This is a genomic window from Sphingobacterium athyrii (assembly GCF_003071065.1).
Classification (GTDB): Bacteria; Bacteroidota; Bacteroidia; order Sphingobacteriales; family Sphingobacteriaceae; genus Sphingobacterium; species Sphingobacterium athyrii.
The window spans coordinates 44,728-71,517 of sequence record NZ_QCXX01000009.1 but is presented as its reverse complement, the minus strand read 5'-3'; the positions used below and the strand labels follow the sequence as shown (position 1 = coordinate 71,517).

Annotated in this window: 27 protein-coding genes; 13 read left to right on the top strand and 14 right to left on the bottom strand. The window is 42.0% G+C overall.

What is annotated here, in order from left to right:
- Positions 1-127 precede the first annotated feature (127 nt).
- Positions 128-3,298, top strand: coding sequence for an AsmA-like C-terminal region-containing protein (locus DCO56_RS25155; protein WP_108636457.1), 3,171 nt, complete (start codon positions 128-130; stop codon positions 3,296-3,298).
- A gap of 80 nt (positions 3,299-3,378) precedes the next feature.
- Positions 3,379-3,912 carry a hypothetical protein gene (locus tag DCO56_RS25150; RefSeq protein WP_108636456.1) on the top strand — a complete coding sequence of 178 codons (534 nt, stop codon included), beginning with the start codon at positions 3,379-3,381 and terminating at the stop codon, positions 3,910-3,912.
- 23 nt (positions 3,913-3,935) lie between these two features.
- On the opposite strand, the gene DCO56_RS25145 is transcribed toward DCO56_RS25150, so the two are convergent.
- Together DCO56_RS25145 and DCO56_RS25140 are read right to left on the bottom strand one after the other, a co-directional pair.
- Positions 3,936-4,352, bottom strand: a complete 417-nt coding sequence (locus tag DCO56_RS25145; RefSeq protein WP_108636455.1) for an NUDIX hydrolase — start codon at positions 4,350-4,352, stop codon at positions 3,936-3,938.
- A gap of 205 nt (positions 4,353-4,557) precedes the next feature.
- The gene (locus DCO56_RS25140; RefSeq protein ID WP_108636454.1) at positions 4,558-5,724 is read right to left on the bottom strand and encodes an aspartate aminotransferase family protein; all 1,167 of its coding nucleotides are present in this window, start codon (positions 5,722-5,724) and stop codon (positions 4,558-4,560) included.
- Positions 5,725-5,943: 219 nt separating this feature from the next.
- Here DCO56_RS25140 and pdxR point away from each other — a divergent pair, with 219 nt between their 5' ends.
- Positions 5,944-7,383: a MocR-like pyridoxine biosynthesis transcription factor PdxR gene (gene pdxR / locus DCO56_RS25135; RefSeq protein ID WP_108636453.1), complete on the top strand. Its 1,440-nt coding sequence runs from the start codon at positions 5,944-5,946 to the stop codon at positions 7,381-7,383.
- Positions 7,384-7,690: 307 nt separating this feature from the next.
- Positions 7,691-8,689 (top strand): beta-ketoacyl-ACP synthase III, encoded by a 999-nt coding sequence (locus DCO56_RS25130; RefSeq protein ID WP_108636452.1) that lies wholly within the window; start codon positions 7,691-7,693, stop codon positions 8,687-8,689.
- 322 nt (positions 8,690-9,011) lie between these two features.
- On the opposite strand, the gene DCO56_RS25125 is transcribed toward DCO56_RS25130, so the two are convergent.
- The 5 genes from DCO56_RS25125 to DCO56_RS25105 form a co-directional block, all read right to left on the bottom strand.
- Entirely contained in the window at positions 9,012-11,297 is a 2,286-nt protein-coding gene (locus tag DCO56_RS25125; RefSeq protein WP_108636451.1) for a multicopper oxidase family protein, read from the bottom strand.
- Between the two features lie 248 nt (positions 11,298-11,545).
- Positions 11,546-11,977 (bottom strand): TRASH domain-containing protein, encoded by a 432-nt coding sequence (locus tag DCO56_RS25120; RefSeq protein ID WP_108636450.1) that lies wholly within the window; start codon positions 11,975-11,977, stop codon positions 11,546-11,548.
- A gap of 11 nt (positions 11,978-11,988) precedes the next feature.
- The gene (locus DCO56_RS25115; RefSeq protein ID WP_108636449.1) at positions 11,989-12,876 is read right to left on the bottom strand and encodes a DUF3347 domain-containing protein; all 888 of its coding nucleotides are present in this window, start codon (positions 12,874-12,876) and stop codon (positions 11,989-11,991) included.
- A 279-nt stretch (positions 12,877-13,155) separates the two neighbouring features.
- On the bottom strand, positions 13,156-13,644 hold the full coding sequence (locus tag DCO56_RS25110; RefSeq protein ID WP_108636448.1) for a hypothetical protein: 489 nt from the start codon (positions 13,642-13,644) through the stop codon (positions 13,156-13,158).
- A 160-nt stretch (positions 13,645-13,804) separates the two neighbouring features.
- Positions 13,805-14,611, bottom strand: a complete 807-nt coding sequence (locus DCO56_RS25105; RefSeq protein WP_108636447.1) for an alpha/beta hydrolase — start codon at positions 14,609-14,611, stop codon at positions 13,805-13,807.
- A gap of 230 nt (positions 14,612-14,841) precedes the next feature.
- On the opposite strand from DCO56_RS25105, the gene DCO56_RS25100 reads away from it, so the two are divergent.
- From DCO56_RS25100 to DCO56_RS25090, 3 genes are all read left to right on the top strand, one after another.
- A complete protein-coding gene (locus tag DCO56_RS25100; RefSeq protein WP_108636446.1) occupies positions 14,842-15,282 on the top strand; it encodes an SRPBCC domain-containing protein in 441 nt (146 codons plus the stop codon).
- 170 nt (positions 15,283-15,452) lie between these two features.
- The gene (locus DCO56_RS25095) at positions 15,453-15,911 is read left to right on the top strand and encodes a MaoC family dehydratase (protein ID WP_108636445.1); all 459 of its coding nucleotides are present in this window, start codon (positions 15,453-15,455) and stop codon (positions 15,909-15,911) included.
- A 48-nt stretch (positions 15,912-15,959) separates the two neighbouring features.
- Positions 15,960-16,430 carry a GNAT family N-acetyltransferase gene (locus DCO56_RS25090; protein WP_108636444.1) on the top strand — a complete coding sequence of 157 codons (471 nt, stop codon included), beginning with the start codon at positions 15,960-15,962 and terminating at the stop codon, positions 16,428-16,430.
- 38 nt (positions 16,431-16,468) lie between these two features.
- Here DCO56_RS25090 and DCO56_RS25085 read toward each other — a convergent pair whose 3' ends face one another.
- Positions 16,469-17,419: a YeiH family protein gene (locus DCO56_RS25085; protein ID WP_108636648.1), complete on the bottom strand. Its 951-nt coding sequence runs from the start codon at positions 17,417-17,419 to the stop codon at positions 16,469-16,471.
- Between the two features lie 309 nt (positions 17,420-17,728).
- On the opposite strand from DCO56_RS25085, the gene DCO56_RS25080 reads away from it, so the two are divergent.
- On the top strand, positions 17,729-18,088 hold the full coding sequence (locus tag DCO56_RS25080; RefSeq protein WP_108636443.1) for a bleomycin resistance protein: 360 nt from the start codon (positions 17,729-17,731) through the stop codon (positions 18,086-18,088).
- Between the two features lie 263 nt (positions 18,089-18,351).
- On the opposite strand, the gene cysM is transcribed toward DCO56_RS25080, so the two are convergent.
- From cysM to DCO56_RS25060, 4 genes are all read right to left on the bottom strand, one after another.
- On the bottom strand, positions 18,352-19,224 hold the full coding sequence (gene cysM / locus DCO56_RS25075; protein ID WP_108636442.1) for a cysteine synthase CysM: 873 nt from the start codon (positions 19,222-19,224) through the stop codon (positions 18,352-18,354).
- A 7-nt stretch (positions 19,225-19,231) separates the two neighbouring features.
- Positions 19,232-20,041 (bottom strand): serine O-acetyltransferase, encoded by an 810-nt coding sequence (locus tag DCO56_RS25070; RefSeq protein ID WP_108636441.1) that lies wholly within the window; start codon positions 20,039-20,041, stop codon positions 19,232-19,234.
- A gap of 283 nt (positions 20,042-20,324) precedes the next feature.
- Complete coding sequence (locus tag DCO56_RS25065; protein ID WP_108636440.1) at positions 20,325-20,708, bottom strand: DUF3037 domain-containing protein; 384 nt, start codon at positions 20,706-20,708, stop codon at positions 20,325-20,327.
- Entirely contained in the window at positions 20,686-21,483 is a 798-nt protein-coding gene (locus DCO56_RS25060; RefSeq protein WP_108636439.1) for a HipA family kinase, read from the bottom strand. The genes DCO56_RS25065 and DCO56_RS25060 overlap by 23 nt, the downstream gene beginning before the upstream one ends.
- A gap of 286 nt (positions 21,484-21,769) precedes the next feature.
- Between DCO56_RS25060 and DCO56_RS25055 the strand changes: the two genes are divergently transcribed.
- From DCO56_RS25055 to DCO56_RS25040, 4 genes are read left to right on the top strand one after another with little or no spacing between them, the layout of a single operon-like run.
- Positions 21,770-22,312: a DUF1599 domain-containing protein gene (locus DCO56_RS25055; protein WP_077438693.1), complete on the top strand. Its 543-nt coding sequence runs from the start codon at positions 21,770-21,772 to the stop codon at positions 22,310-22,312.
- A gap of 4 nt (positions 22,313-22,316) precedes the next feature.
- A complete protein-coding gene (locus DCO56_RS25050; protein WP_313533206.1) occupies positions 22,317-23,501 on the top strand; it encodes a BT_3928 family protein in 1,185 nt (394 codons plus the stop codon).
- Between the two features lie 6 nt (positions 23,502-23,507).
- The gene (locus tag DCO56_RS25045) at positions 23,508-24,023 is read left to right on the top strand and encodes a shikimate kinase (RefSeq protein ID WP_108636438.1); all 516 of its coding nucleotides are present in this window, start codon (positions 23,508-23,510) and stop codon (positions 24,021-24,023) included.
- A gap of 17 nt (positions 24,024-24,040) precedes the next feature.
- A complete protein-coding gene (locus DCO56_RS25040; protein ID WP_108636437.1) occupies positions 24,041-24,979 on the top strand; it encodes a glycerophosphodiester phosphodiesterase family protein in 939 nt (312 codons plus the stop codon).
- Between the two features lie 134 nt (positions 24,980-25,113).
- Here the strand turns inward: DCO56_RS25040 and DCO56_RS25035 are convergent, their stop codons facing one another.
- The gene (locus tag DCO56_RS25035) at positions 25,114-25,410 is read right to left on the bottom strand and encodes a hypothetical protein (RefSeq protein WP_108636436.1); all 297 of its coding nucleotides are present in this window, start codon (positions 25,408-25,410) and stop codon (positions 25,114-25,116) included.
- Positions 25,411-25,416: 6 nt separating this feature from the next.
- Positions 25,417-25,617, bottom strand: a complete 201-nt coding sequence (locus DCO56_RS25030) for a hypothetical protein (RefSeq protein WP_108636435.1) — start codon at positions 25,615-25,617, stop codon at positions 25,417-25,419.
- Between the two features lie 330 nt (positions 25,618-25,947).
- Between DCO56_RS25030 and DCO56_RS25025 the strand changes: the two genes are divergently transcribed.
- Positions 25,948-26,472: a hypothetical protein gene (locus DCO56_RS25025; protein WP_108636434.1), complete on the top strand. Its 525-nt coding sequence runs from the start codon at positions 25,948-25,950 to the stop codon at positions 26,470-26,472.
- Positions 26,473-26,790 lie beyond the last annotated feature (318 nt).

Genomic DNA, 26,790 nt, shown 5'->3' with positions numbered 1-26,790 from the left:
GGACTTTTGCCAATCCGTTTGTCATTGAATCACGACATATTTTACGTAAAAAGCCAAAAATAAATCTATCAATAAGCGAACTTTAACAATAAATTTCGGACTTTTGTAGCCACAAAAAAACAACACTGTGTCAAAAGCAACATTTCTAAAACTTGCCAAACGAATCTCTATCGGTCTAGCAAGTTTAATAACACTATTCATTCTTTGTATATTATCTATTCCCTATATCTTCGAAAAGGAAGTAAACGACAAAGTCAAATCTTTGGCGAATGCACATATCAATGGGGAACTCAACTATACAAAAGTCAGATTGACTTTCTTTGACCAATTTCCGCTGTTGACAGCATCCATGGATGACGTGTTGTTAAAAGGTGCCGAACCATTTAAAAAAGACACCTTGCTTGCCGCCAAACAAGTAAGTTTTGGGGTTGACCTCATGAGCTTACTTAAGTCTAAAATTATCATTGACAAGTTTATCGTTAACAACGGAAGAATCAATATTTTAGTAGATACGCTGGGCAATGCGAATTACAACATTTATAAATCCGCACCTACGGATTCCTCCAAAACAAAAGACGATTCCGAAAGCAGCGCACTTGCCTTTCAGCTGATCAAATTTGAAAAGACTAATCTACATTACGAAGATCAATCTATTCCATTATGGATTGAAGCCAAAGATCTGGACTACGAAGGCAAAGGTGATCTGATGTCGAATATCTTTGACCTGAATACAAAAGCCAAGATCGCCGCTTTTTCCTTTTCCTTCAACAATGAACTCTATGTCGATAAAAAATCCATTGACGCCACCTTATTAACCCGTATCAACACCGACAATCTATCCTTTGTATTTGAACGAAATGATATCAAGATTAACCAGCTACCAGTAAGATTTCGGGGATTATTGTCCTTTATCTCACACGGTTATCACCTGGATTTCAAGTTAAAATCTCAGGAGAGCACACTGAGCGAATTGCTGTCACTTGTTCCCAATAGTTATGTTTCTTGGATAAAAGATCTATCAGTCAAGGGTACTTCTGAGGTATTTGTCAACTTGATAGGGGATTATATTGTGGACAAGAACGAAATGCCCGATCTTTCTCTGGGCCTGACCATCAACAACGGTTATCTTGCGTATAAACAGTCCGGGAATCCACTAACAGACTGGAATGCAAAATTAAGGATAGATCTCCCCGCATTGAATCTCGATTCCCTCAAGGTAGATCTTCATCAATTTGATTTTAAAGTCGCTTCCGGTTATTTCAATGCAAAAGGTCAGATCGCCGGACTACATCCAGTTACAGTGCACGCAGATATGCAAAGTGACCTGGATCTGGGCATCCTCCATTCCTCTTTGCAATTCCCGGGATTCTCCTTCGGAGGTCGCTGGAATCTCGACGCAAAGATCCATGGAACCTATGCCAAAGCCATACGCAAAGTCGGTCTTCAAAAGCGCGAACAGGAGTACATTGCTTCCATACCGACATTTGACATTAAAAATACCCTCACAGATGGACATTTCAAATTGGCCGATCTCCCTAAAGGACTTGAAAAAATCGCGTATCGCTTAGAAGCGAAAGATCCGGATGGAAAAATGAAAAGTGCTTCTATCTCCATACATGATATTTCGATTCAGGCACTCAGTAATTATATCAAAGGCTATATTTCAATAACGGATTTCAATAAAATTGCAGTGCAGTCTGATCTCAAAGCCTTGTTCAATCTGGCGGACATCAAAAGCTTCTATCCGATCAAGGATATCGAACTGGCGGGTCTGATTGATGTCAACCTCAATGCAAAAGGTTACGTTGATCTGAAACGGAATATTTTTCCGGAGACCAATACCTCCATTGTGATGAAAGATGGGTTTATCAAATCCAAGGAGTATCCTATTCCCATGGAAAACATACATGTGGAAGCCTTTGTCAATAGTGAGAAAGGATCTTTACGTGATCTGAATGTCAAGATACTACCTGTATCATTCACATTTGCGGGTGAACCATTTTTCCTAAATGCTGATTTACGCAATTTCAATAATATCAAGTATGATATTAAATCCAAAGGAAAACTCAACCTTGGTCCCATCTATAAGTTTTTTGCCCTGGACGGAACCAATGTCGATGGATTTATCCACACAGATTTCAGTCTCAAGGGACTCCAGAGCGATGCAAGCAGTGGTCGCTATGCCAGACTCCACAATAGTGGACGCATCAATATCGGCCAGATCCAGGTACAGACAGATCTACTCCCTCAGCCCATAGCGATCAAGAGCGGTGACTTTAGTTTTCATCAGGAGAAAATGAACTTTGATAGATTCCTGGTCAATTACGGTAAAAATGCTATTTCCATAAAAGGTTACATGAATAATATCATTAACTACCTGACGAATAGCAATGCATCCTTACAGGGGCAGTTCACACTCAACAGCAAAAAGATCACTGTCGATGACTTCATGGTTTTCGCGGACAATCCATCGGCAACATCCTCTTCTGCGGAGACAGGTGTGGTTCTTTTGCCCAAAAATCTGGACGTCCAGGTACTCGGCCTAGTCAACAATGTTTTTTACAACAACATGAACATCAAAGATTTTAAGGGCGATCTACATTTCAAAGAAGGTAAGTTGGCACTCAACAGGACCACTTTTGAACTGGCAGGATTAAAAGCGGCTATGCAAGGAAACTATAACCCATTAAATCCCCGCCGGGCAGCATTCGACTATGCCGTAAAAGCCGATAGTTTTGATATCCAACGTGCTTATAAAGAAATTCCAATGTTCAGAGAGATGGTTACCGCGGCAAAAAATGCACATGGCCTTGTCTCCTTGGATTATAAGTTAGGTGGTTTATTAAACGGAAATATGCAACCGGTAATGCCTTCCATTGTCGGTGAAGGTACCTTGACGCTAAACCAGATCAAATTCAGAGGTTTCAAGTTACTGAATGGCATCAGCGAATCTACCTCAAAAGAAAAATTGAAAGACGGCGAAGTTAAAAAAGTCGTGATCAGATCCCATATCAAAAACAATGTCATGACCATCGAACGCACCAAAATGAAGATGATGGGATTCAGACCACGGTTTGAAGGTCAGGTGACACTAGATGGACGGATGAATCTCGGGTTCAGACTGGGGCTGCCCCCATTCGGAATCTTCGGAATACCAATGCGCATCACTGGTACGGCGGATAATTTTCAGCTTAAAATGGGAAAATACAAAGAGGAAGATCTCGATATGGACATGGACGATGAGGACAGCAAAATCTATAAAGAATCCCAAAAAGAAAATACCACGACGGAAAAATAGATAGTAAAATATAGATCCCATTATTTAAGAATATAGTGGGATTTATTATCTTTATTACTGCATTTAAATCCATTGAAACTATGCGATATCTAACAAGCGTATTATTTGCGGTATTGGCCATCTGTAGCTGGTCAAGTTTTAGCGCCATTCAAGATCAAAAAAACCCATTGTATGGAAAAATATTTCGGGAAATAAATGAAATCCCCGGATTGGGCAGTTATGGCCATGCCTCAGGAGCAGTAATAGATGCGGGCAAAAGTGCCAGTGGAGACTATCGCTTTGCTGCTGGATATTATACCAACGATAAAAACGGCATCTGTATTTTAAACGAATTGCTTGACGACAAGGAGAATGGAAAGGGGCAGGTAAAGTATAAAATATTGGACACGATCAATATCCCTAAACTGAAATCCAACGAACAACTTAGTCTCTGTAATTGTAGATTAGGCAACAAAGTGGACAGTGAAATTGTTGCCATTAGCGTTGTGGAGGAAAACAAAGAATACTTTGATCAGATTGTCAAAGCCTGGCGACTGAATACCAAGACCGGAAAAATTAGTCCGATACAGAATACCAAAACAATCAATTGTGCCAATGAAGGCTATGGTATCTAATAGGATTGCCCGAGGCATTTAGCCTAGATTAGGCCATCTGCTTTCAATTTGTCAAAGACATGCAATACACCGATGACCTGAATAGGTTCACGTAAATAATCTTCATGGGAGAAGTACTTCACTTCTCCTATTTCATTGCTAGGTTGTATCGTTTCGGTGAGCGGATATAGAAAACAGTCCTGTTCCATGATCACTTCGGGTACCATACCATACGCAGGAGCCGTGATGTGACAGTAGTATGAAATCTTTTGGGGATCAAGGTCGATGTTCAATTCCTCTGAAATCTCCCGACGAAGGGATTGCAGGGAATCTTCCCCCGCATCAATTTTTCCACCGGGGAGATACCAGGCTTTTTTATTGTTGCTATAAGCAAGTAATATTTTATGATCCGCTATACTAATTAATCCAGCTGTTGGCAAACCTTGTGCAATTGTAGACATTTGTTTCCTTGTATATTCTAATTTAAAGTATCGTTTTGTATTAAAGTATCCTGTCGTGAAGTTACTTTTTTAACGGCATTTATCCAAGTACAACGCTATCCCCTCATCGAGGCAAGCTATGCTGCCCCCCTGATTTATCAATAAAATTGCGCAGAGAACGGCGAAGCACAATTCTCCAATTCATTACTGCTTGTGATAAGTTTAATTACTGCATCTGATACGAACGATTTTGGGAATAGTGATCATTTTTCAGAAGCAATGTTTTCAAGCTCCTAAGAAAAATCTGCGCATGTTCCTTTGTAAAACACAGCGGCGGTAAAAGCCGTAAAGTATAAGCACCGGCATATCCCGTGAAGATTTTCTCGCCAAACAGCAGTTCATGGCGCAGCTGCCGTATATCTGTGTCAAACTCCACACCGATCATTAATCCCCTTCCCCGCACCTCGGCAATGCCCGTCATGCCCTGTAATTCTTCCATTAAAAATGTACCAATCTTTGCCGCATTGTCCATCAGCTTTTCATCCCGGATGACTTCCAATACAGCAATTGCTGCCGCGCAGGCCAGATGATTGCCCCCAAAGGTTGTTCCCAGTTGCCCCATTACAGGTGTGATGTCAGGAGAGATTAGTGTCGCGGCCATCGGGAGACCATTGGCAATTCCTTTCGCCACAGTAATCAGATCCCCTTTTATTCCGGCATGCTGATGTGCGAAAAATTTCCCTGTACGCCCATATCCCGACTGGATCTCATCGAGAATAAGCATCGTTCCCGTTGCTGTACAGATCTGCCTGATTTCTTGTAAAAACGCTGCCGAAGCAACATGGATTCCGCCGACTCCCTGAATCGGTTCTATAATCAGGGCGCAGTATTCCTCTGTTTCCAGCTGTTTTCTCAAACTGGACGGGTCATTGAAAGGTGAAAAAAAATAATGACGATTATCGTTTACCGCAGCTCGGATGTTAATTATATCGGTAGCTGATACAGCTCCCGAAGTGCGTCCGTGAAAAGCATTGGATAGGGATAAGACCTTTTTTCGTCCTGTAACAAAAGAAGATAGCTTCAAAGCATTTTCATTGGCCTCTGCACCGGAATTAGAGAAAAACACCCCATAGTCTACATACCCACTGATCAGTCCCAATTGATCTGCCAGTTTATTTTGCAGATCATTGTATATCGTATTCGAGTAGAAACCGATCTTATTGAGCTGTCGCAAGGTGCTTTCTACAATATGCGGATGGGTATGCCCCACAGCAATAACAGCATGTCCACCATACATGTCCAAGTACGCCTGTCCTGACTGGTCGTACACAAAGCAGCCAGCAGCACGGTCAATCTGTATGGCCAATTTTTCAAATACCGAAAATGGTTTCATCAAATGATCAAGTTTGGTTTACCCCAAAAATCAGATTAAATCTCCCCTTAAAGGTGATCCAGGATCAATTTAAAGTCAATAGTCCAGTTCCGGACAGGAAATGCAAGCTACTCATCACAAGTCGAATGCATCAACGACAAATGCGCCCAGATCACTGTAAAAGGTTTCAATCTTGCAGAACAATTGTATCTTTGGGTGAATTACCCGATATAATTGATCATGCTCAGACCCTGGAATTTGACAATGGAGATTGACCGATCCTCCACAAAGGCGATTTACTTACAACTAGCGGATAGTATTGCTGCGGATATACAGTCGGGCAGATTAACCCGCGGAACAGCGCTGCCCAGCAGCAGGGCACTTGCGGCACAATTAAAACTAAACCGCAACACCGTTGTTGAAGCGTTCCAGCAGCTTCTGAGTGAAGGCTGGGTAGTGAGTGAGCAGCGCCGTGGAATTTTCGTTGCCCAGCAGCTCCCACAATTAATTGCCACAACTGAATACACAGCGCACAGCATCATTGAACCCCAAACCTCAGTACCGCTGCGTATTATTTTTGATGATGGTAATCCGGACAGTAAAATCGCACCCATAGACCAGCTTGGACGTGCCTATCGGCAGATTTTCAAACGGAGTGCCCGATGGAAAATGATGGGGTATGCTGATCCGAGAGGACATATTGATTTCAGGCAGGCGATCGCGGATATGCTCAATCAGGAGCGTAATATGAATATTACGCTGGACAACCTATGCATCAGCCGTGGCAGCCAAATGGCCATGTACCTTGTTGCTCAATGCTTATTGAAAAAGGACGATTTTATCTTCGTTGAATCTCCGGGTTATCATTCAGCCTGGAAGATTTTTGAGCATACTGGCGCACAGCTCATAGAAATCCCTGTCGACCAGGATGGTATTCTTGTTGATGAAATGATCCCCCATCTCAAAGAAAACAAAAATATTAAGGCTGCATACCTTACACCACATCGGCAGTACCCAACTACGGCTACATTAAGTCAGGCACGTAGATCCGAACTGATTCAACTGTCCAATCGGTATGGATTTACGCTTATCGAGGATGATTATGACTACGAATTTCACTTCGACCATACACCTTGTTACCCGCTTGCTGCTGATACCGAACTACAAAACTCGATCTACATCGGGACATTGAGCAAAGTGGTCGCCCCGGCACTTCGTATAGGTTATCTGGTCAGCAAAGATGAACAGCTCTTGCAGGCTATTGCGCAACTGCGTTATATGGTCGATATACAGGGGGATAATATCATGGAGCAGGCAGTTCTGGAACTTATCCAAGACGGTACCGTCAGAAGACACATCCGCAAAGCCACCAACTATTACAAGAACAAGCGCGACTTTATGGTCAAACAACTGGACCTGCATTTATTGGAGCATATCAGTTATCAGGCTCCTCAAGGTGGATTAGCTGTCTGGCTTGAATTCAGACACCAAATAAACTGGACATTATTGTTCAAAAAGCTGAAAGAAAAATCAGTTCATATCCCCCATCCCGATAATTACCATAAAGACAATTGTTACGGAGGCTTGCGCCTAGGGTATGGTTCACTTTCCGAAGAACAGATCGAAGATGGAATCCGGATCTTAGCTGATCTTCTCCAGCTCGCCCGAATTTCGACATAAAATGCTCTCAATGCATCAAAAACAGCTAGACCGTTTCCTTATTCTGAAAAGAACAAAAAGATTAATATTTCGACAAACACGAAACAAACAACATATAATTTCGCTTCATCAAGACCAATTAAAAGAATAGTATAGACCAAAGGTTAAAAACGGTTAATTTTGCCACAAAACGTAATTATTTTGTCAAAAACCTATCTTTTCCGCTTTTAGTTGTACAAATTAACCGTAGTTTTACGGCGCAAAATTACACCCTGTCTAATTTGTTAGATCTGGCTGTATAAAAAGAGAGAAAAGAGTACATTATTTTATGACTGAAAGAATACCGAGCAGGCCGTATGCAGCAATAACTGGGGTTGGAGGATATATTCCACCAAACAGAAGATCCAATACCGATTTAGAGCAGTTTTGCGAGACCTCCGATGAATGGATTATCAAACGTACGGGAATTAAGGAGCGAAGGATATTGGATGAAAATCTGGCCACATCGGACATGGCGGTCAAAGCCATTCAGGATTTAGCAAAGCAATACAATAAAGACCTTCGGGATGTCGATGCGCTTATCGTCGCAACTTCAACACCAGATATGCCTATGCCAGCTACGGCAAATATTATTCTCGAAAAATTGGGATTGACCAACGTATGGGCATTTGATGTCAATGCTGCTTGTTCAGGTTTTCTCTATGCACTGGATATGGCATCGTCACTCGTGGAGACACAACGTTACAAGAATATACTTGTTGTTGGCGCCGATAACATCAGTACCTATGTTGATCTAAAAGATCGATCCACCAATATTCTTTTCGGCGATGGCGCTGGCGTTATATGGCTCGAACCTTCACTTGAAGGGGGCGTCATGGATGCCTACCTGCGTAGCAATGGCGCTGGACGTGAGTTTTTGAAAATCGAGGCCGGGGGTTCACTCTACCCGATTGACAGTAATCTTCCTGTAAACGACAACCGTTTTCTCAAACAAGACGGCAAAACAGTTTTCAAACATGCTGTTCAGTCCATGAGTGATGCTTGTAATACCGTTTTACAGCGTAATAACTTACAAATTGAGGATATTAACTGGTTAATTCCACATCAAGCCAACCAACGTATCATCGATGCCGTCGGCCGTAGTCTTAATATCCCTGAAGACAGAGCACTCAGCAATATCGAATACTTAGGCAATACCATTGCCGCGACGATCCCGTTGTGTATCTGGCAAAATATCAAGAAACTGAACACCGGCGATTTAGTGATGCTTACGGCTTTCGGAGCCGGATTCTCCTGGGGGGCGAGCATCTTTAAGTGGATGATCTAACACAATCAAAACAGCGTCGGTCAAAAGCCCCTGAGCAATATAAAAAGCGCCAGAAATCGTTAATTTCTGGCGCTTTCTTTTGTGCTGTCCGCCATGGAGAACATCTGCTTAAAAACGTTGAGCTTCCAGAGAAACAAGAGGTCTACAAATTCATATCAACAAGTATATTAATAGGGACTTTGTCCGGACTTCATACACACCTTCATTTGGATAAAAGCGTATAAAGTCCGAATAATTTCACCTCTAGACCTATCTTATTGAAGGAGATAATCCCAGCTTGCTCCCTTATTAACTAGTAACCGAGAAAAATAAAATCTGTTCGTTAATAATTCAACGATAGTCCTACACCAAATCCCATATCGCTGTCATAATGCGTTCTGAAAGCCATATTTTTTGTAATGACATAATTGAGCCCTGCCATATATTCAAGGTCCGAGTTGACCATAAAATCACCACGTATTCTACGGGAAATCGGGATATCCTCACGCATCATTTGTAATCGGACAATACCGTCATGATATACTTCGGCCTGAAAATTCACCAGCATCGGCAGTGTATACATAAAACCCAGACTCACCGCCTTGCGGCTATCTTTTTTATTGGCCTGACCGAAGATGTTTTTTTCATGTTCGTCTTCGCCCATTCGGCGGTAGCGGTAATCAAAACCTACAAAAGGCATAAACCATTGCATTTTTCCAAAAAACCGTCCTAGGTGCGTTTCCACCTCATAACCATGCATATCGTTGTAACCCAATCGCCATTCCGATCCCAGTTGCCAGCGTGCATTCTGGAACATCGCCTGACCATCATTTCCATTTGTCGCAAAATCATTCTGTGCCATGAAATGCGTCATATTGCTTTCATGTTGCAGTTCCTTATAGGCCTTGGCCTTATCGGGTAAATAGGGATTTTTATAGTCATCCACGGCAAAAACCCGGTTCATTCCGGCCATCATATGATATAAGATATGGCAATGGAAAAACCAGTCTCCTTCTTCATTTGCCAAAAACTCAATGGTATCCGTTTCCATTGGCATGATATCGACCACATTTTTCAGCGGCGCCTTTGCGCCCTTGCCATTTAGCAGCCTAAAGTCAAAGCCATGCAAGTGGATCGGGTGGCGCATCATCGAGTTGTTGTAGATAGTGATCCGTAACACCTCCCCTTTTTTAACCGGGATCTTATCAGTTTCCGAAAGAATCTTATTATCCATGCTCCACACATAGCGGCTCATATTTCCCGTAAGGGTAAACTTGAGGTCCCGCACGGGAGCGCTCTTCGGCAATTCGGTATTACTGGGAGATTCCAGCATCGCATAATTGAGCGTGACGATATCCCCCAGTGCATTCGCGTTGTAACGGTTTGGATCCTCATCCGCCTTCATCTTACCATGATCCATACCACTATGCTTGCCATGATCGTCTTTTTTCTTTCCATCTCCGGTAATTTCCGAATACATGACCACATTCATATCCATCTGATTCAGACTCATATTCATACCCATATCATTGAGATTACCGTCCATCTTCATCATGTCATTCATCATCTTCATCCCTTCAAAATATTTGAGGCGGGGAAGCGGCGAGATCAGCTGTTTGATGCCGCTACCGACAAAATAACTGGCAGATTGCGTCCGATCTTCCGTCGTCGCCATAAATTCGTAGGCTGTTCCCGCATTCGGAATCGTCACCACGACATCATAGGTCTCCGATACGGCGATCATTAGCCTATCCACCTCCACAGGTACCACATCATTCCCGTCATTAGCGACCACGGTAATTTTTCCACCGGCATAGCGCAGCCAAAAATAGGATGAAGCACCCCCATTGGAAATCCGTAAACGCACCTTATCTCCCGCCTTCAATGCCTTGCCATCCACTTCCTTTAGATCCGTGGAATGGGCACCATTCAACAGAATCTTGTCGTAGTACACATCGCTGACATCCATAGCGAGCTGACGCTTCCACTCATTGGTGATTTTCGTTGCAAATTTCCCTTCTTTGATCGCCTCCGCGTAAGATTGGGTCGCGCCTTTTTTAATAGCTGCCCAATCATTTCCCGTATGCAGCATCCGTTGAATATTATCCGGATTATAATTTGTCCATTCGCTTATGATGACCGGAATAGTAGGTAAGTCATCTATCCCTTTGCGAAAAGTCTTGTCATCGGCCCGTTTGTTCAGAATAAGGCTGCCGTACATACCAATCTGTTCCTGCAAACCCGAGTGGGAATGATACCAGTGTGTTCCATGCTGGATGATCGGGAAACGATAAGTATAGGTCGAATTAGGCTTGATCGGCTCTTGGGTCAGATGCGGTACGCCGTCCTCTTTATTTGGCAGAAAAATACCGTGCCAGTGCAGTGAGGTACCCTCTTTTAACTCATTGTGAACAACGATTTCAGCGGTATCCCCCTCGGTAAATGTCAACGTGGGCATAGGAATCTGCCCATTTACGGCAATGGCACGTTTTGCTTTGCCAGCATAATTGACAATGGTATCCCGTACATAAAGGTTATGCCGTACCACCTTTTGGGCAAATACCGCGGCCTGTGTCGCTACGAATAAAACAACTGTTAATACAATATTTCTCTTTTTACTTACTTTCATACGATTACTTGATTAAAACGCCATTGCTTTTAGGTCCCACACCATACTGATAGACCAGTTGCACGCCATGGTGTCCGGTAATAAATAGTGTCATGGACAAACTTATCAACAAAATCATTATTAAATAGTTTGTCCAGTTTAGGGTACTCCGCCGCAGCGTCACAAAACGGACAACTGTATTTATGCCTAAAAACCCGAAGCTGATCCAGTCATAACAGCCATGAACGCCAAAAATTTTAAAAGCAGTATTATTGATTTAAATTTTCAACATACGTCCGATAATTCTCTTCGTTCTCAAAGTAAGAGACCTCACCTTGATCACCTGTTATCGCAATTGCTGCGCTGGCCTTATCTACCTCTTTCTTGGACAGGGGATCAATAGCAACACGAACAGCGGCATCTTTAGGAATTCGTTCCTTACACATTTCACAGCAGCCATAATATACCTTGCCCTCATGTTTGACTAGCAGTTGTTTCTTGGCCATAAAAGCATCGTTGACCATGCACACCTCTTCGGTAGGCACAAGATCCCCCTTTTTGTACTGCTTTGTAGCAGTTGCCACCTGTATTGTTGTATTCTTTTCGGACTCCAGAAGTGCCGCTTTCGATTTACTTTGTGGATTGGTGCATGCCGTCAATATGAGGACAAACACCGCTATAATAGCAACTAAATATTTCATTTGGCCGGTTACTAGTTAAGCGTTTCAATTGTACTTCCACAAGTGATCATCTGCGATCCGTAGAATGGATTTTTAACCGCTTTTTCCTTACTCAACCAGTTTGCACCTTTGCCGTCATTAAACATCGGACAATGTTGATAGTAGATAGGATTCCCGAAAGAACTGACTTTGGCCAGTTCATAGAGCTTCGTGGAAAGCGAGGCAAATGCTACCCGTTGTTTGGTCACATCTTTGCCCTTAGTAATGGCAGCTGCGTCAGTAGCCAGGTTGTTCATCACTTTCATCCATACGGCATGTTCGGTGGGAGAAAGCTTGTTCATATCCACGGCTTTGATCGCCTCCTGCAATAAGGCAGCTTTATTTGCTGCCGCTGATGCATCTGTTTTGACCAGTGCATCTTTTAAAGCAAAATATTGATTGAGCAGATTTGTCAACTGTGTTTCTTTGCCCGCATCCGTTTCCGCCGCTGCTTGATGGGCTGAATGATCAGCTGCCGGCGTGCTCCATTGTCCGTCCTCTGGAATGACTTTCATAGGCTGGCTTTCCACCTTTGGCTTCAAGGTTCTGACGTATTGATCTGCTTTAGGCAACTGTGCATAAACATCATCCGGAGCAAGAAATTTCTCATTATCAAATCCCGCCAGGGCAATACGTTTTAGGATCTCATCTGCATTTGTTTTTGACGCATCATAGGTAATGGTCGCCATATTTGTTTCCCGGTCCCACTCCACTCGGGCGGTCTTTCTAGACTTACCTCCCCCCTCAATGGCCGCTTTCGCCGCCGGCGTGTTTCCAAATACCTTTACGGTTGCTGTTTTCGCATTTTTGATCTGTGCATGTATTGTAATATTGGTCAGTAATACCAGGCTTACCATACCAATTAGTGAAATTGATTTCATAGCTAAATTATATTTTTGAGCTTGTTACGCTTGAATTGTTTTTAAACATCATTTTCAATCCCTGCATATTTGATCTGTGTTTGTACTTTTCAAATGGGGATATTTCACGATAAATAAAATTTGATTAAATGAATACCAATGAAAACTGCCGTTCAAAGCAATTAGTTGTTGACTGGCATCGGATGATGTCAGCCAATGGAAATTTTCATTGAATAACTAAAAGAGACTTTGAATGTAGACAACGATTCAAAAGGACATAGCATGGGCTATTGTCAATTATTAGGCTATTTTGGGCGGTTGCCAGATCGAAAAATAAGCATCCGAACAAAAAGATTGCTTATACAGGGTGTATAGTTTTAAATGATCCGTATCGAAAAGTAAAATCAGATCCGTTTCATAAAAAGGAATAATGGGATTATACTGCGTGGAGGTTCGGCAGGACATTTCACCGCAATTTTTAGTGCAGTCATCACCGTGATCTTGTGTTGTTGGTGACCCCTCGCTTTTATCCTTACAGCAATCTTTTCCTTCGATATCTTTTATGTCGCCGTTATTCCGCGCGTGATGTGAATCTTGACCTTTGTCAGTATCTTTTATACCTTCACCCTTATCGGCCGCATTTACATATGGTTCTTTTTCCGAGCAACAGGACTTTTTGTCCTCCTGCTTGGTTTTTTCAGGACTCAGATGGCAGGCAAACACCGGGCTCGGAGCTAAAAACAGCCCCAATATACAGATGACCAACAGGATGTTGACTTTTACCCACATAACGGATTAAAATTTATCTTTTTTTACAGCTACCCGATTACAAATGTCAGGTTATATCTTTATTACGGAATAAAGGTCGTAAATTTTTCCAAATCGCTGTTGTACTATTTTTTATTTTATTTGTAAGATTTCATTTCCGGTCTCCGAAATGACCACCTATTTATTTCTCCTGTTCTTTGATCCATTTAAGCATCAGCAGGCAGCCCGGCGCATATACGCCACCGTGGTCAAAGCCCTGCAATTGATACAAAGACGTTTTGGTATGCCCCACCTGTTTTAGTATTGCTGCGAGATGCGCATTTTCTTCATATCTAGCCGGAAGTTCCAATTGTGGGTCACCGGTAATCAATACAGTAGCGGGTGCGTCCTTGCGTGCAAAGGATATCGGCGCATATTGATCCATCTGCGGGATTGCCATTGACTGTCCACGTTCCTTTTTGATCGTATAATGTGTATTCGTCTGACCACTGATCGGTATCAGTCCCTTTATTTTATTTGCGCTGACACCCCGTTTTTGCAGGTAACTACTATCAAGTCCCACCATTAGCGCCAGATATCCCCCCGCTGAGTGCCCCGAAACAAAAATCTTCGCCGGATCACCCCCATAAGATGCAATATGTGAAAAGGCCCAGGCTACAGCTTCAGCTGCATCGTCAATGTAATCCGGGGCTTTCACTTTGGGGCTCAGCCTATAATTGACCGCAACCACCGCCACCCCTTTCTCCTTAAGTTCCAAAGGAATAAATTTATTCCCTTCTTCCAGTCCACCGCCATGAAACCACACAATCGTGGAAAAGTTCTTTCGATCGGTCGGCACATAGAGATCGAGCTTGCAACGTTCTTTTTTATACCCGTCGGTATCAGTAATTTTACAATAGCTAATATTTTCTATGGTACGGTATTTTTGGGCAAAAATTCGATTCGATGAAATGAATAAAAAGAATACAACAAGAAATTTTGAAGACATATTAAATGGGTTTAAGGATTCACATCCATAAAGTTAGCAAAAACCTCTCAGATCCCTCCCTCCTCTGCATAAAATTGTTTGTCCCGTCATACGAAGCAACGGATCAATAGCATCTATACGTTTTTTCGGGGAATATTCAGTATTACCTCGTGGAGGACATAACAAAAGATAGATTTTCCTGTTATTAGTAAGGAAACTGTAATTACTATAAAAAAAATTATTAACGTAATATGGAGCAGATAAAAATACAGACACATATTGCTGCGCGAGTGGAAACCATCTGGAATGCCTACACCTCTGCGGAGGACATTATGGAATGGAACCGAGCATCTGAAGACTGGCATTGCACGGACGCAATTAACGATTTACGCGTGGGAGGAAAATTTAAAAATCGTATGGAAGCAAAGGACGGTTCGATCGGCTTCGATTTTACAGGAACCTATACTGCACTTGAGCCCTTTAAAAAAATCGCCTATGTGATGCCCGATGGTCGTCAGGTAACAATCAATTTTACTACGAAAAAATCTGCTACGGATATCGAGGTTATTTTTGATGCCGAATCTGAAAATCCCATCGAGATGCAACGCCATGGTTGGCAAGCCATTCTCGACAATTTTAAAGCTTACGTAGAGAAAACATACGGCAACACTTCCTATGGACAGACGCATTAAATACATCGGTTATTGGCCATTGCTCCGGCAAGGATCATCCCAACGAATAGACATATAATAACGGACATACTTGGATTGCTAACGACAATGGTTATCTTTAGCCAAAATTTGATGTTCCAGTATATACCCTACGGATCAAATTCCAACGAAAAGCGATAAAGACATAACATATGACAATAATTAACAATTATGAAGAGTACAAAGCCTTTGAAGGAAAGTCATTAGGCGAATCTCAATGGCACACAATCGACCAAAAACAGATCAACCAGTTTGCAGATGCAACATTAGACCACCAATGGATTCACCTCGACAGCGAAAGAGCGAAAACAGAGAGTCCGTTTAAATCAACCATTGCACACGGTTATCTGACATTATCACTTATTCCTTATTTGTGGAAGCAGATTGCCGAAGTACGGAATGTCAAAATGGAAATCAACTACGGTATCGAAAATCTGCGTTTTGCGCAACCTGTGCTGGTCGATAATGAAGTACAATTACATACTCATGTTAAATCTGTTGCCAACCTCAGAGGAGTTATCAAAGTAACTATTGAGGCAACCTTAAAAATTAAAGATAGCGCCAAACCGGCCTATGTGGGGGATGTCATCTTTTTATACCACTTCAATTAAGTCAATCAGAACAACATCCTTTTTAATGGATTTAGACAGGCTATTTGTATGTTAGCTGATTTAGAAATAAAACAGATCACAAATCATAAGGATTATCCTTATGATTTGTTACTTCTAGCAGATGAGACAGTCGCCGCGATCAATAAGTATCTTTTTGATTCCACTGTGTTTGTTGTCGAGGAACAGCAGCAACCCATTGCTGTGTTTTGTTTGTATCCCATCGATAGCAAAACCCTGGAAATCAAAAATATCGCCGTCGCTGTCGCGCACCAAAACAGGGGGCTTGGCAGTAAAATATTACGTCATATCCAACAAACTTATTCTGCACAATATCTAAATCTGATTGTTGGAACGGCCGATTGTGGTCTGGATCAGATCAGATTCTATGAGCGCAATGGTTTTGTTAAATATGGTATCCGTCCGAATTTTTTTATCGAAAATTACGAACAGCCCATCTATGAAAATGGTCAATTGTTAAAAGATATGGTTTTACTGAAATACCAGCCTCAACACTATTAAAGCAGGTTTTCTATTGCTATTCGACACGCACCATATTTCTACAGACAAAAATAAATATAAAGCAATACGGGGACGGCGAGGCTCAACCACAATACCAGTCCCTGCAAGATCGCCTTATAACCTACCGACAGCAACACATCTCTAGACAGACTGGATCCGATCAGAAAGAGTGTCAAGGTAAGTCCGGCTTTAGCAATCTGAACGACATATATTCCCACACCCCGAAAAAATGGAATATAGCTATTCAGGATAATAGCCAATATAAATAACCCGATAAAATAAGGAATCTTGATACGCGTCCCCTTGGTCTTAAAGGCGAGGGCGCTCAGCAACGAAATTGGAATTATCCATAATGCCCGTGTTAATTTAACGGTAGTCGCCACCTGCAGCGCCTCGATGCCATACTTACTTGCCGCACCGATCACGGAACTCGTATCCTGTATCGCAACCGCGCACCAAAGTCCAAATTGTGTCTGCGAGAGATCCAGGACAGTACCGATGACCGGAAATACAAATAGGGCAACAGCATTTAAGATAAAGATGGTTCCCAACGCTACACTGATCTGCTTTTCATTCGCCTTCACTGTGGGTGAAACCGCAGCAATGGCACTCCCGCCGCAAATAGCTGTTCCTACGGTGATGAGATAAGCGGTCATTTTTTCTAGTCTTAACAATTTAGCCAATGCATAACCCAGCAACAATGTCCCGATAATAGAAATAACAGTTAGCAAAAAACCGTCTTTACCCGTCTGAATAGCACTATCAATATGCATACCAAAGCCCAAGCCGACAACGGAGAACTGTAACAACATCTGCGTGACTCTATGATTAACAGCCAAAAAGGGATGTCCGATCCATTGGGCAACAATAATACCTAGCAGCAGCGCCAAAGGAGCAGATATGATCGGTGTCAGACATAGGATAAGCAAGAGGGTGAAGATGATTTCCCGGATGGAGATCTTTTTATTGAGCATATGCTTGTATCGCATCGTAAAGTTTATCTTTTTATACATGGTAACTTTCTTTGATCTTGCACAAAATTGAATAACTTTTGCTCATGAATAAAACTATAAAAACTAATGAGTCATAACTAAAAATTATATAAATAGAATATATGGAAGAATCAGCCTTTAAATATGATTATATGAGGGCCGGATTAATTGCGTTAATGGATGGTCGTCCAGAGCCGTATTGCACTATGTTTGCTCAACCGGAAAGATAATAGGTATAAGCTAGGCATAAAGAATAAAAATAAACCCTTATATTTCAGTAGGATTCAAAAAAACAGTAAATAAACAATGAGACTAAATACGATACACCCCAAACTACCGATGCGCGACAAAGCTGTCACAATTGATTTTTACGTAGGCCAGCTAGGGTTCATGCCTTGCGGCACTGAAGATTATGAAGGCTATCTGATGATCAAAAAAGATCAGATCGAGATTCATTTTTTTGAATTCAGGGAATTGCCTCCCGAAGAAAATTATGGCATGATCTATATCCGCACCGATGATATTGATGCACTCTATCAATCTTTTTTAGCACGCAACATTGCCATCCATCCGAATGGCAAACTGGAGACAAAACCTTGGGGTCAGCGTGAATTTTCCATATTGGATCCAGATCATAATTTGCTAACGTTCGGACAGGGTGATTAGCGTTAAACGTCTGACCTAAAAAGCATAATACTGATACTAAAGCAGTTGCTGTATCGGACACAGGCAGACTGAGCAGATGACACTTTATTGAAGCTATGCTGTCCAATGGAAAACTACACGACAAATAAAGGGGAAATATCCGTTGAGACGATTAGATACGACAAGAAAGAATAAAAAAAGATGCCTGTCATTATTACACGAAAACGGAGTATAACGATGACAGGCGCAATAATTTATACACGAGTTTGCTGCGCCACAATGGACTAACCGAACAAGTCTGAACTCAAGTAGCGGTCTCCTCGATCACATGCAATAAAAACAATGACACCTTCTTCAATTTCATCGGCAATTTTCAGGGCGCCGGCAAATGCTCCGCCTGTACTCATGCCTGCAAAAACCCCTTCCCGTTTCACCAGTTCACGCGCCAGTTCGGTTGCTTCCTGTTGTGAAATATCAATGACACGATCCACGCGGCTCGGATCAAATATTTTCGGTAGGTAAGCTTCTGGCCAGCGTCTGATTCCGGGGATGGAGGACTCGGGGGTAGGCTGACAACCGACAATCTGTATCGCCGGATTTTTTTCTTTGAGGTAAATGGAATTTCCCATAATCGTTCCGGTTGTTCCCATTGCACTGACGAAATGGGTGATTTTCCCATCTGTGTCACGCCAGATTTCAGGTCCTGTCGTTTTGATATGCGCTTTGTAATTATCAGGATTGGCAAATTGATTTAAAATAAAATAACCTTCATTTGCTGCTTTTGCCTCGGCGTAATCGCGGCATATCTCCATTGATTCCAGAAGCGTAACCTTGGCACCGAAAGCTTCCATGGTCAACGTACGCTCACGGGTGGAGGACGCAGGCATGACCAATTCAAGATTCAAACCATATATCCCGGCAATCATGGCCAAGGCAATCCCCGTATTCCCACTGGTTGCCTCAATAAGCTTACTTTCTTTCGAAATCTCACCACGCTCCATGGCCGAACGGATCATATTTAAAGCTGCACGGTCCTTGACAGAGCCAGCAGGGTTATTCCCTTCCATCTTTGCAAAGATCCGTACTTTTGGATTTGTATGAAATTGGGTGATCTCCACCAATGGTGTGTTTCCGATGGTATCTATAATATTTCCCATAATGTATCTATATGATTGGTTTTGAATCAATAAATTTTGCGGTCGCCTGATGATATACGGTCGTATATGGCTCCACTGAACTTGTCAGCCAAACATTACCTCCGATGACCGAATGATGACCTATACGTGTTTCACCACCCAAAATAGTTGCTCCTGAGTAAATAATAACGTGGTCTTCGATCGTCGGATGACGTTTAACATTTGACAACACCTTATCCACACTCAAAGCGCCCAGCGTTACCCCCTGATAGAGTTTAACGTAGTTTCCGATTGTACAGGTTTCCCCGATCACCAGCCCGGTTCCATGATCTATGTGGAGATGATGACCGATAGTCGCTCCCGGATGAATATCAATTCCTGTCTTGGAATGCGCATGCTCTGTCAATATCCGTGGGATCAGAGGGACCCCCAGACGATGTAACTCATTTGCCATCCGGAAAATACAGATCGCAAAAAAACCGGGATAAGTGCGTACGACCTCGCGCTTGTTCTGTGCCGCCGGATCCCCATCCATCAATGCATCAGCATCCTGGCACATGAGTTCATACAACGCTGGAATACGTTCAAAAAACTGATGAGCTACTTGCGCATGATTGCAATGACCACAGGCTTTTGATTTACTTAGGAGCTGTTCCAGCTCCAGTTCAAATTGTCCAAAAGCAAGCTTTACATCGTCCACCGATTTCATCTCGCCCGAATTTCGCTCTGGAAAAAGCACATCCAGAATTTTGGTAGCCCAGCCGCAGATCTTCTTATTGGAAGGCATTTCTAAAACAGCTAATTGCTGTTCGTAGATATGTTGATAAAAATCATGCATCTTCAAAAGTAAATATTAAAACAATCTTAGCTCAAGTTTCTATCGTATAGAATTCTGGAGAAACATACAAATTTAATGTTCCTCTTTGATCTGCAAGAGCTTTATTCTTAAACAAAGATACTATACAATATTGATAGATTAAGCCTTATTACCACTTAACTATGTGATTAAATCAATTTTATTTGAATTTTAGGACAACTAAAGATTTCTCATTGCTGTATCATCAACGTCATTTCTTCATCTCATTAGTGCAAGTCCCAATTTCGAAACCTGTTTATGCCTCTTAAAGTACTAAGCGCTCAAACAGGTTTTGTAATGTTGCTTCGGGATCTTCACATAGTCCGGGATGCGAAGCTGAGCATTGGATGACCGTACTCCGTTTGGCAGTAAGCCAACGAAAACGCTCAGTGATATCCAGGGCAGCCAGCTTTCCGGCATCTTTATCTCCATTGCATATTCGTTGAAAGGAAGACAAATGGTTTTCAATAAGTTCCAGTTCAATTTTTGGACAGAGTGCCCTTACCTTCTGCTCATCTATGGCGTAAACCATCTTGGCAAAACGATATTTACGGCAATAGAGCGCAATACCGACATTGATAAATTCCTCACGCTCTACACGTGGTACCAATCGTACCACAGCATATTCATATAAGGTTTTTTCTGGCATCTTCTATCTGTTTTACAAAAATTGACGAATTCGCCACACGTTGTTTTAGGAAGGAAACATACACTTCTCTGGCATCTGCCGCAGACAGTTCGCGTTCGGAATCTGCTAACCATTCGTCCGGAACAACAGCCAATACTTTACGAAAAACATCTTCCGTAAAAATAGAACTGAATTCAGCATCTATTTTTTCGACAATACTCGCATTTTTTAACAACACATGGTCTTTCATCTGTACAAAGGGTTTGACCGATTGCTCTTCCCAATTGTCCCAGCTGTGGTGAAAATACAAGGATGCCCCGTGGTCGATCAGCCATAATTCTTTATGCCAGATCAGCATATTGGTGTTCCGTACCGTACGGTCCACATTCATCAGTAAAGCATCAAGCCACACAATTTTTGAAGCCTCTTCTGCGCCGATCACGTCAACATTGGCATCAAAAGTAATCGCCCCACTCAAAAAATGAAGCCCGAGATTTTTCCCCACACTAAATTTGAGCAGATCCTGTATTTCCTCATCCGGTTCCGAGCGCCCGAAAGATTCATCAAGATGTGCAAAGACAATTTCGGGAACTCTTAATTTTAAAAGCCTGGCCAACTCTCCACCGATAAGTTCAGCAATGAGTGCCTTACGGCCCTGTCCTGCTCCTCTAAATTTAATGACATAACTAAAGCCATCGTCTGCATCGACCAGCGCAGGCAAAGATCCACCTTCCCGAAATGGTTGAACATATCGGATAATCTCTACCTCGCGAATGATAGGTTGTTGAAAATTCATGAATTTCTTTTTTCTTTCTGTTCAAAGTTGACCGTCTACGCCGGACATGATATCAAACTAAGATAAAGTTAACTTTATTTATAAGTTTGTTCGTCATACCCTGTACAAATTTATTGTTATCCCGCAACCGTCGAACCTTTTATTCGTGGAAATATCTCAAATATTTATTTATTTTTTAGCAAAATAGCACAAATTGTACATTCATTTGACCATTAGAAGTACTATTTTCTAATTATATTTGTCATATAATCTCGACTTGTCTCATCAAGTTCTTTTCAAAAACGATATGGATACTATTCAAGAATATAACAGTGTGATCAAGCACTGCCAAGATTTATTTATTAAAAAAACAAAAGATTATGGTACGGCATGGCGGATTATGCGCCTATCCTCCATCACCGACCAGATTTATATTAAGGCACAACGTATTCGTACCCTCGAAGTCAAAAAAGTATCTAAAGTTGGTGAAGGTGTCGTGGATGAATATATCGGCATCATTAATTATTGCATCATGGCCATGATCCAAATTGATCTTGGTGAAGATGGAGAGGAAAACCTCGACCCTGCCTTTGTCAATCAAAAATACACCGAAAAGGTAACCGAAACAAGGGACCTCATGCTAGCCAAAAATCATGATTACGGTGAGGCATGGCGTGATATGCGCGTTTCTTCGATGACAGATCTGATCTTAATGAAAATCCACCGCGTCAAACAGATCGAAGATAATGACGGACAGACCATCGTTTCAGAAGGCATTCATGCCAATTATCAGGATATGCTCAACTACGCAGTTTTTGCGTTAATTAAGTTAGGACTCGCACAACAATAATCGGATGATGACAGCACAACAAACAACAAAAACAAATTACCTTTTAGGTTTTTGCCGCATTTTCACTGGACTTCTTTTTATTTTCTCCGGATTTATCAAAGCCAACGACCCTACCGGCTTTGGCTATAAATTGCAGGAATATTTCGAAGTGTTCCACCTGACTGCTTTCAATGAATATGCTACGGCCATGGCCGTGGTGATCTGTGGCTTCGAAATTCTTTTGGGGGCCTTATTGTTGTTTGGTGTCTACGCCAATCTGGTGGCTTGGGGCTTACTGCTGTTGATCCTATTTTTCACCTTTCTGACATTCTATTCCGCATTTTTCGAAGTCGTTACTTCCTGCGGTTGTTTTGGCGATGCCATTCCACTGACCCCTTGGCAATCTTTTTCCAAAGATCTGGTGTTATTGGCCTTGATCCTGATCATCTTTTTTAATCGCAAACAGATCCGGTCCATTATTAAAGGCTCCGGCAATCAATTTGTCGTCACATTGATTACCGCCATTATTTCATTGGGAATTGGTATCTATACGGTAAGTTATCTCCCTTTTATTGATTTCTTACCTTATAAAATCGGCAATAATTTACCGTCCCTGATGGTCCTTCCCGAAGGGAAACAAGGCGATGTTTTTGAGCAGCTCTATACCATGAAAAACAAGAAGACCGGCGAGACCAAGAAAGTGAATGACAAAGTGTATATGGCAGATAAACTCTGGGAGGATGAGTCTTGGGAGATCATCGGCGAACCCGAAAGTAAACTTGTCAAAAAAGGATATGACATCCCTATTCCCGACCTCTTGATTACTGATGCAGACGGTGCCGATCATACACAGGAGATCATCGCCAACCCTTATTATAACATTATCATCGTCGCCAAGGACCTTTCATCGACCAATATAGATGCCATCCAAAAAATCAATCAGACGGTGACACAGATGACCAAAGATTACAATGGTCTTCGTGTTGTCCTGCTGACGGCCTCTGCTTCCAAAGATGCACAATACCTGAGTGACAAGATGCAATTGATTGCAGAAATCTATTATGCGGATTTAATTCCATTGAAAAGTATGGTCCGGGCCAATCCGGGTGTGCTCCTATTAAAGGGGGGGGATGTAATGGGCAAATGGCATTACAATAATTTCCCGGATGCAAAGACGATTGAAGATAATTTTTTAAGTAAGGACAAATAATACAATATGCCTAAACCTATATTTTTGATTGGCTATATGGGCAGCGGAAAGACCACTCTGGGAAAAAAGCTGGCCAGCAAATTAGATTTACCTTTTATCGATACCGACGAGGAGATTGTGAAACAGATCGGCATGAGCATTACTGAATATTTCGGCCAACATGGTGAAGAAGAATTCCGAAAACTGGAGCGCGAACAGTTGCGTAAATTTGCGGACAGCTACGCCGTCATCTCCACAGGGGGCGGTGCCCCTTGTTTTTTTGACAACATGGATTGGATCAAAGCCAATGGCTATGCGGTCTATCTACAAATGAGCCCAAAAGCTTTATTTGACCGCCTGTCGCAGTCAAAATTACATAAAAGACCTATTCTGATCGGAAAATCCCCGGAAGAACTCCGGGCTTTTATTGAAGAGAAATTAACGGAACGCGAGCCTTACTATACCCGGGCTCATCTAACAATAGATCAGCTCAATACCACGGTAGAAACGTTAGTTGCCCTGATCAATCAGCATAATTTATAATCGCACAATAGTTAATAATGAAAATACGCCTGTATTGCTTCGTTTTATTCCTGACCTGTGTAGCGGTTTGCAGCTGTTTTCGCCATAGCGGTGATACAGATGGCTTACCTGTAGGCAAGCGCATTCAGCTGGCAACAGTAGAGGATCTTTATCAGTTTCTGACCTATGATGACAACCGCTATCCGTTGGTCAGTCTGCACCGTGGCGGGCCTACCTCTGGCTATCCGGAAAATGCTTTGGAAACCTTTGCATACAATGCCAGTCTGCAGCCTGTTATTGTGGAGTGCGATGTCAGATTAAGCAAAGATTCGGCACTGGTACTCATGCATGACAATACCCTAAACCGCACGACAACAGGGCGGGGATCTGTTAGTGAACGTACATTGGCCGAGCTCAAAAAACTGCGTCTGGTAGACAACGACAAGAAAATAACACCTTACAAAATCCCGACACTTGATGAAGCTCTCGCCTGGGGAAAAGGTAAGGTTATTTTCACGCTGGATATTAAAAATGAGGTACCTTACGAATCCGTAATCAATGTCATTCGTAAACAGCGTGCCGAATCCAGTGTTGTTATCATTACTTATAGTGCCGGTCAGGCCGGAAAAGTACACAATCTTGCCGGGGATCTGATGATATCTGCCTCAGTGAAGAATCTAGCGGATATCGCCCGTCTCAACGAAAAAGATATTCCAGACAATAAGTTACTGGCCTTCGTCGGTACACGGGAAGCTGATCCGCAGCTGACCAAAGTACTGCATGATCATGGGATCATGTGTATTCTGGGCACGCAGGGGAATCTCGACAGACAAGCTGCAAAGAAAGGATTTCAGCTGTATGCCAGCTTTATAGAACGTGGCGCAGATATACTGAGTACTAATCGTCCGATCGAGGCAGGTAGAGCGTTAAATTTTTATATCAAAAAAAGGGGGATAAGTTCTAAATTTGTGCAGTAAATTACTACTCGTGTCAAACTGAACCATTCCTAATAAAAAAACACCGCTCAATCCCCGAAGCTTAATATAATTGTTAAAAATAATAAGCGCTAACCACTGGTATTTTTTAAATATATACAACACGAAAAATGAGTTTACCAAACATCGCGATTAGATGCATTTAGGCTATCTCGGATATAGTTTAGTACTTCGTCGTTTTCATCCGACTGTTTTAAACGCTTCCTAAGGTTTACCAACCAATCCTCCAGTGCATCGGCTACTGATTCGCCGTTTCCAAAAATTCCCCGATGTGGATCTGGCCCCAATAAGCACCAATACGATGTTTCCTCTCTGAAAACCACGGGGCGCAATTCCCTGATTTCTACGGGTAGTTCCTCCGCATCAAAATCTATCGGAACGATCTTTTCCGATGCTATTTTCATTTGTTCCATATTTCCTTACAGTTTTTTAAGCTCTTCTTCAGGCCATGTGACCAATTCTTTTAGCAAGTAAGTCTTTGGCTCAGCTTCGTCATCAAATTGTTCCAAAAACTCGGGCAGGTCGCCTTCAACTTTTAAAAGCTTCCCTTCTTGCAGCACGTCATAGCCCTCCGCAAGCCATTGCTCTATTTTTTTCCTATTGATTTGAATATGTTCCATCTTAAAAATATTTGATTTTTTACTGCCATGCACCTATTTTTAAATAGGTTAAACCGCCATGTATGTATAAGATAAACAACGCTCCCGCAGATATCGTTTCGGCAATTTGAGTTTGAATCCATAAGCATTAGATTTCTATATAAATACCGAGCTAAGAAATCATCATCATCAAGGCCCAAGATGAAGTAAAAAAAATAATACACTTAAAATAAAAAAGTTAACAAATAAAAGTAGCCAAAAAACTACAAATAATCATTATTGGCAGAGTATTTGTTTAAACAGCGAAAGTTTTCAATTCGAAAACTTAACGCTAACATTTTTTAAAATATCATGAAGAAAGTACTTCTACCTTTTCTGACACTTTTTGCACTTGTATTTGCCGTTAACCAACAGGCAAACGCACAAACTCCTTACCGTACAGCTCTTGGCCTTGGCATTGACGTCGGTGATGGCCCAACATTATACGGCCCACAGATCAAACACAATTTTGGCGGCAATGATGCCGGAAATGCACAGGTATTATTTGGCGACAACATCACGGTTGTCGGAGTAGATTATTCCTACAACCAACGTATCGCTGGAACACGTGGTTTGTCGTGGTATGTCGGTGTAGGACCACAAGTGTCTTTTGTTGACTATGGCAAATGGCACGGCTACTGGGACGATGACTACCACTGGAAAGATGGTGATACCGAAACTTTTTTTGCTATCCGTCCAGCATTGGGCCTGGAGTTCAGAATTCCTTCAGCACCATTGGCAATGCATTTTGACTGGAAACCATGGTGGAACTTATCACATGGTTCTAACTTTGAACCATCCCGTTTCTCATTAGGTTTCAAATTTGTATTGAAATAAAAAAAATATATCCGGAAACACAAAATCCTGCTGAAGATATTTCCCAGCAGGATTTTTGTTTTACTATTCTCGCGTCTCAATACCGCATTCTTCCTATAGTATTTTGTCTTCTCTGTATTATTTTAAATATCAGAACTTCCCGTACTGGTTCCACGTACCCTTGATCCTCGGTCCTCTAAATTGGCCATATGGCTATATCGGGCTCTTTATAAACAGTTTAATCTTACAGAATTATTCGTCGAAAGCCCAGCAGGTGCTTTACTTTCCTCGTCCATTTGAAATAATAACACAACAAGACATATCTTTTATAGCCTTTGT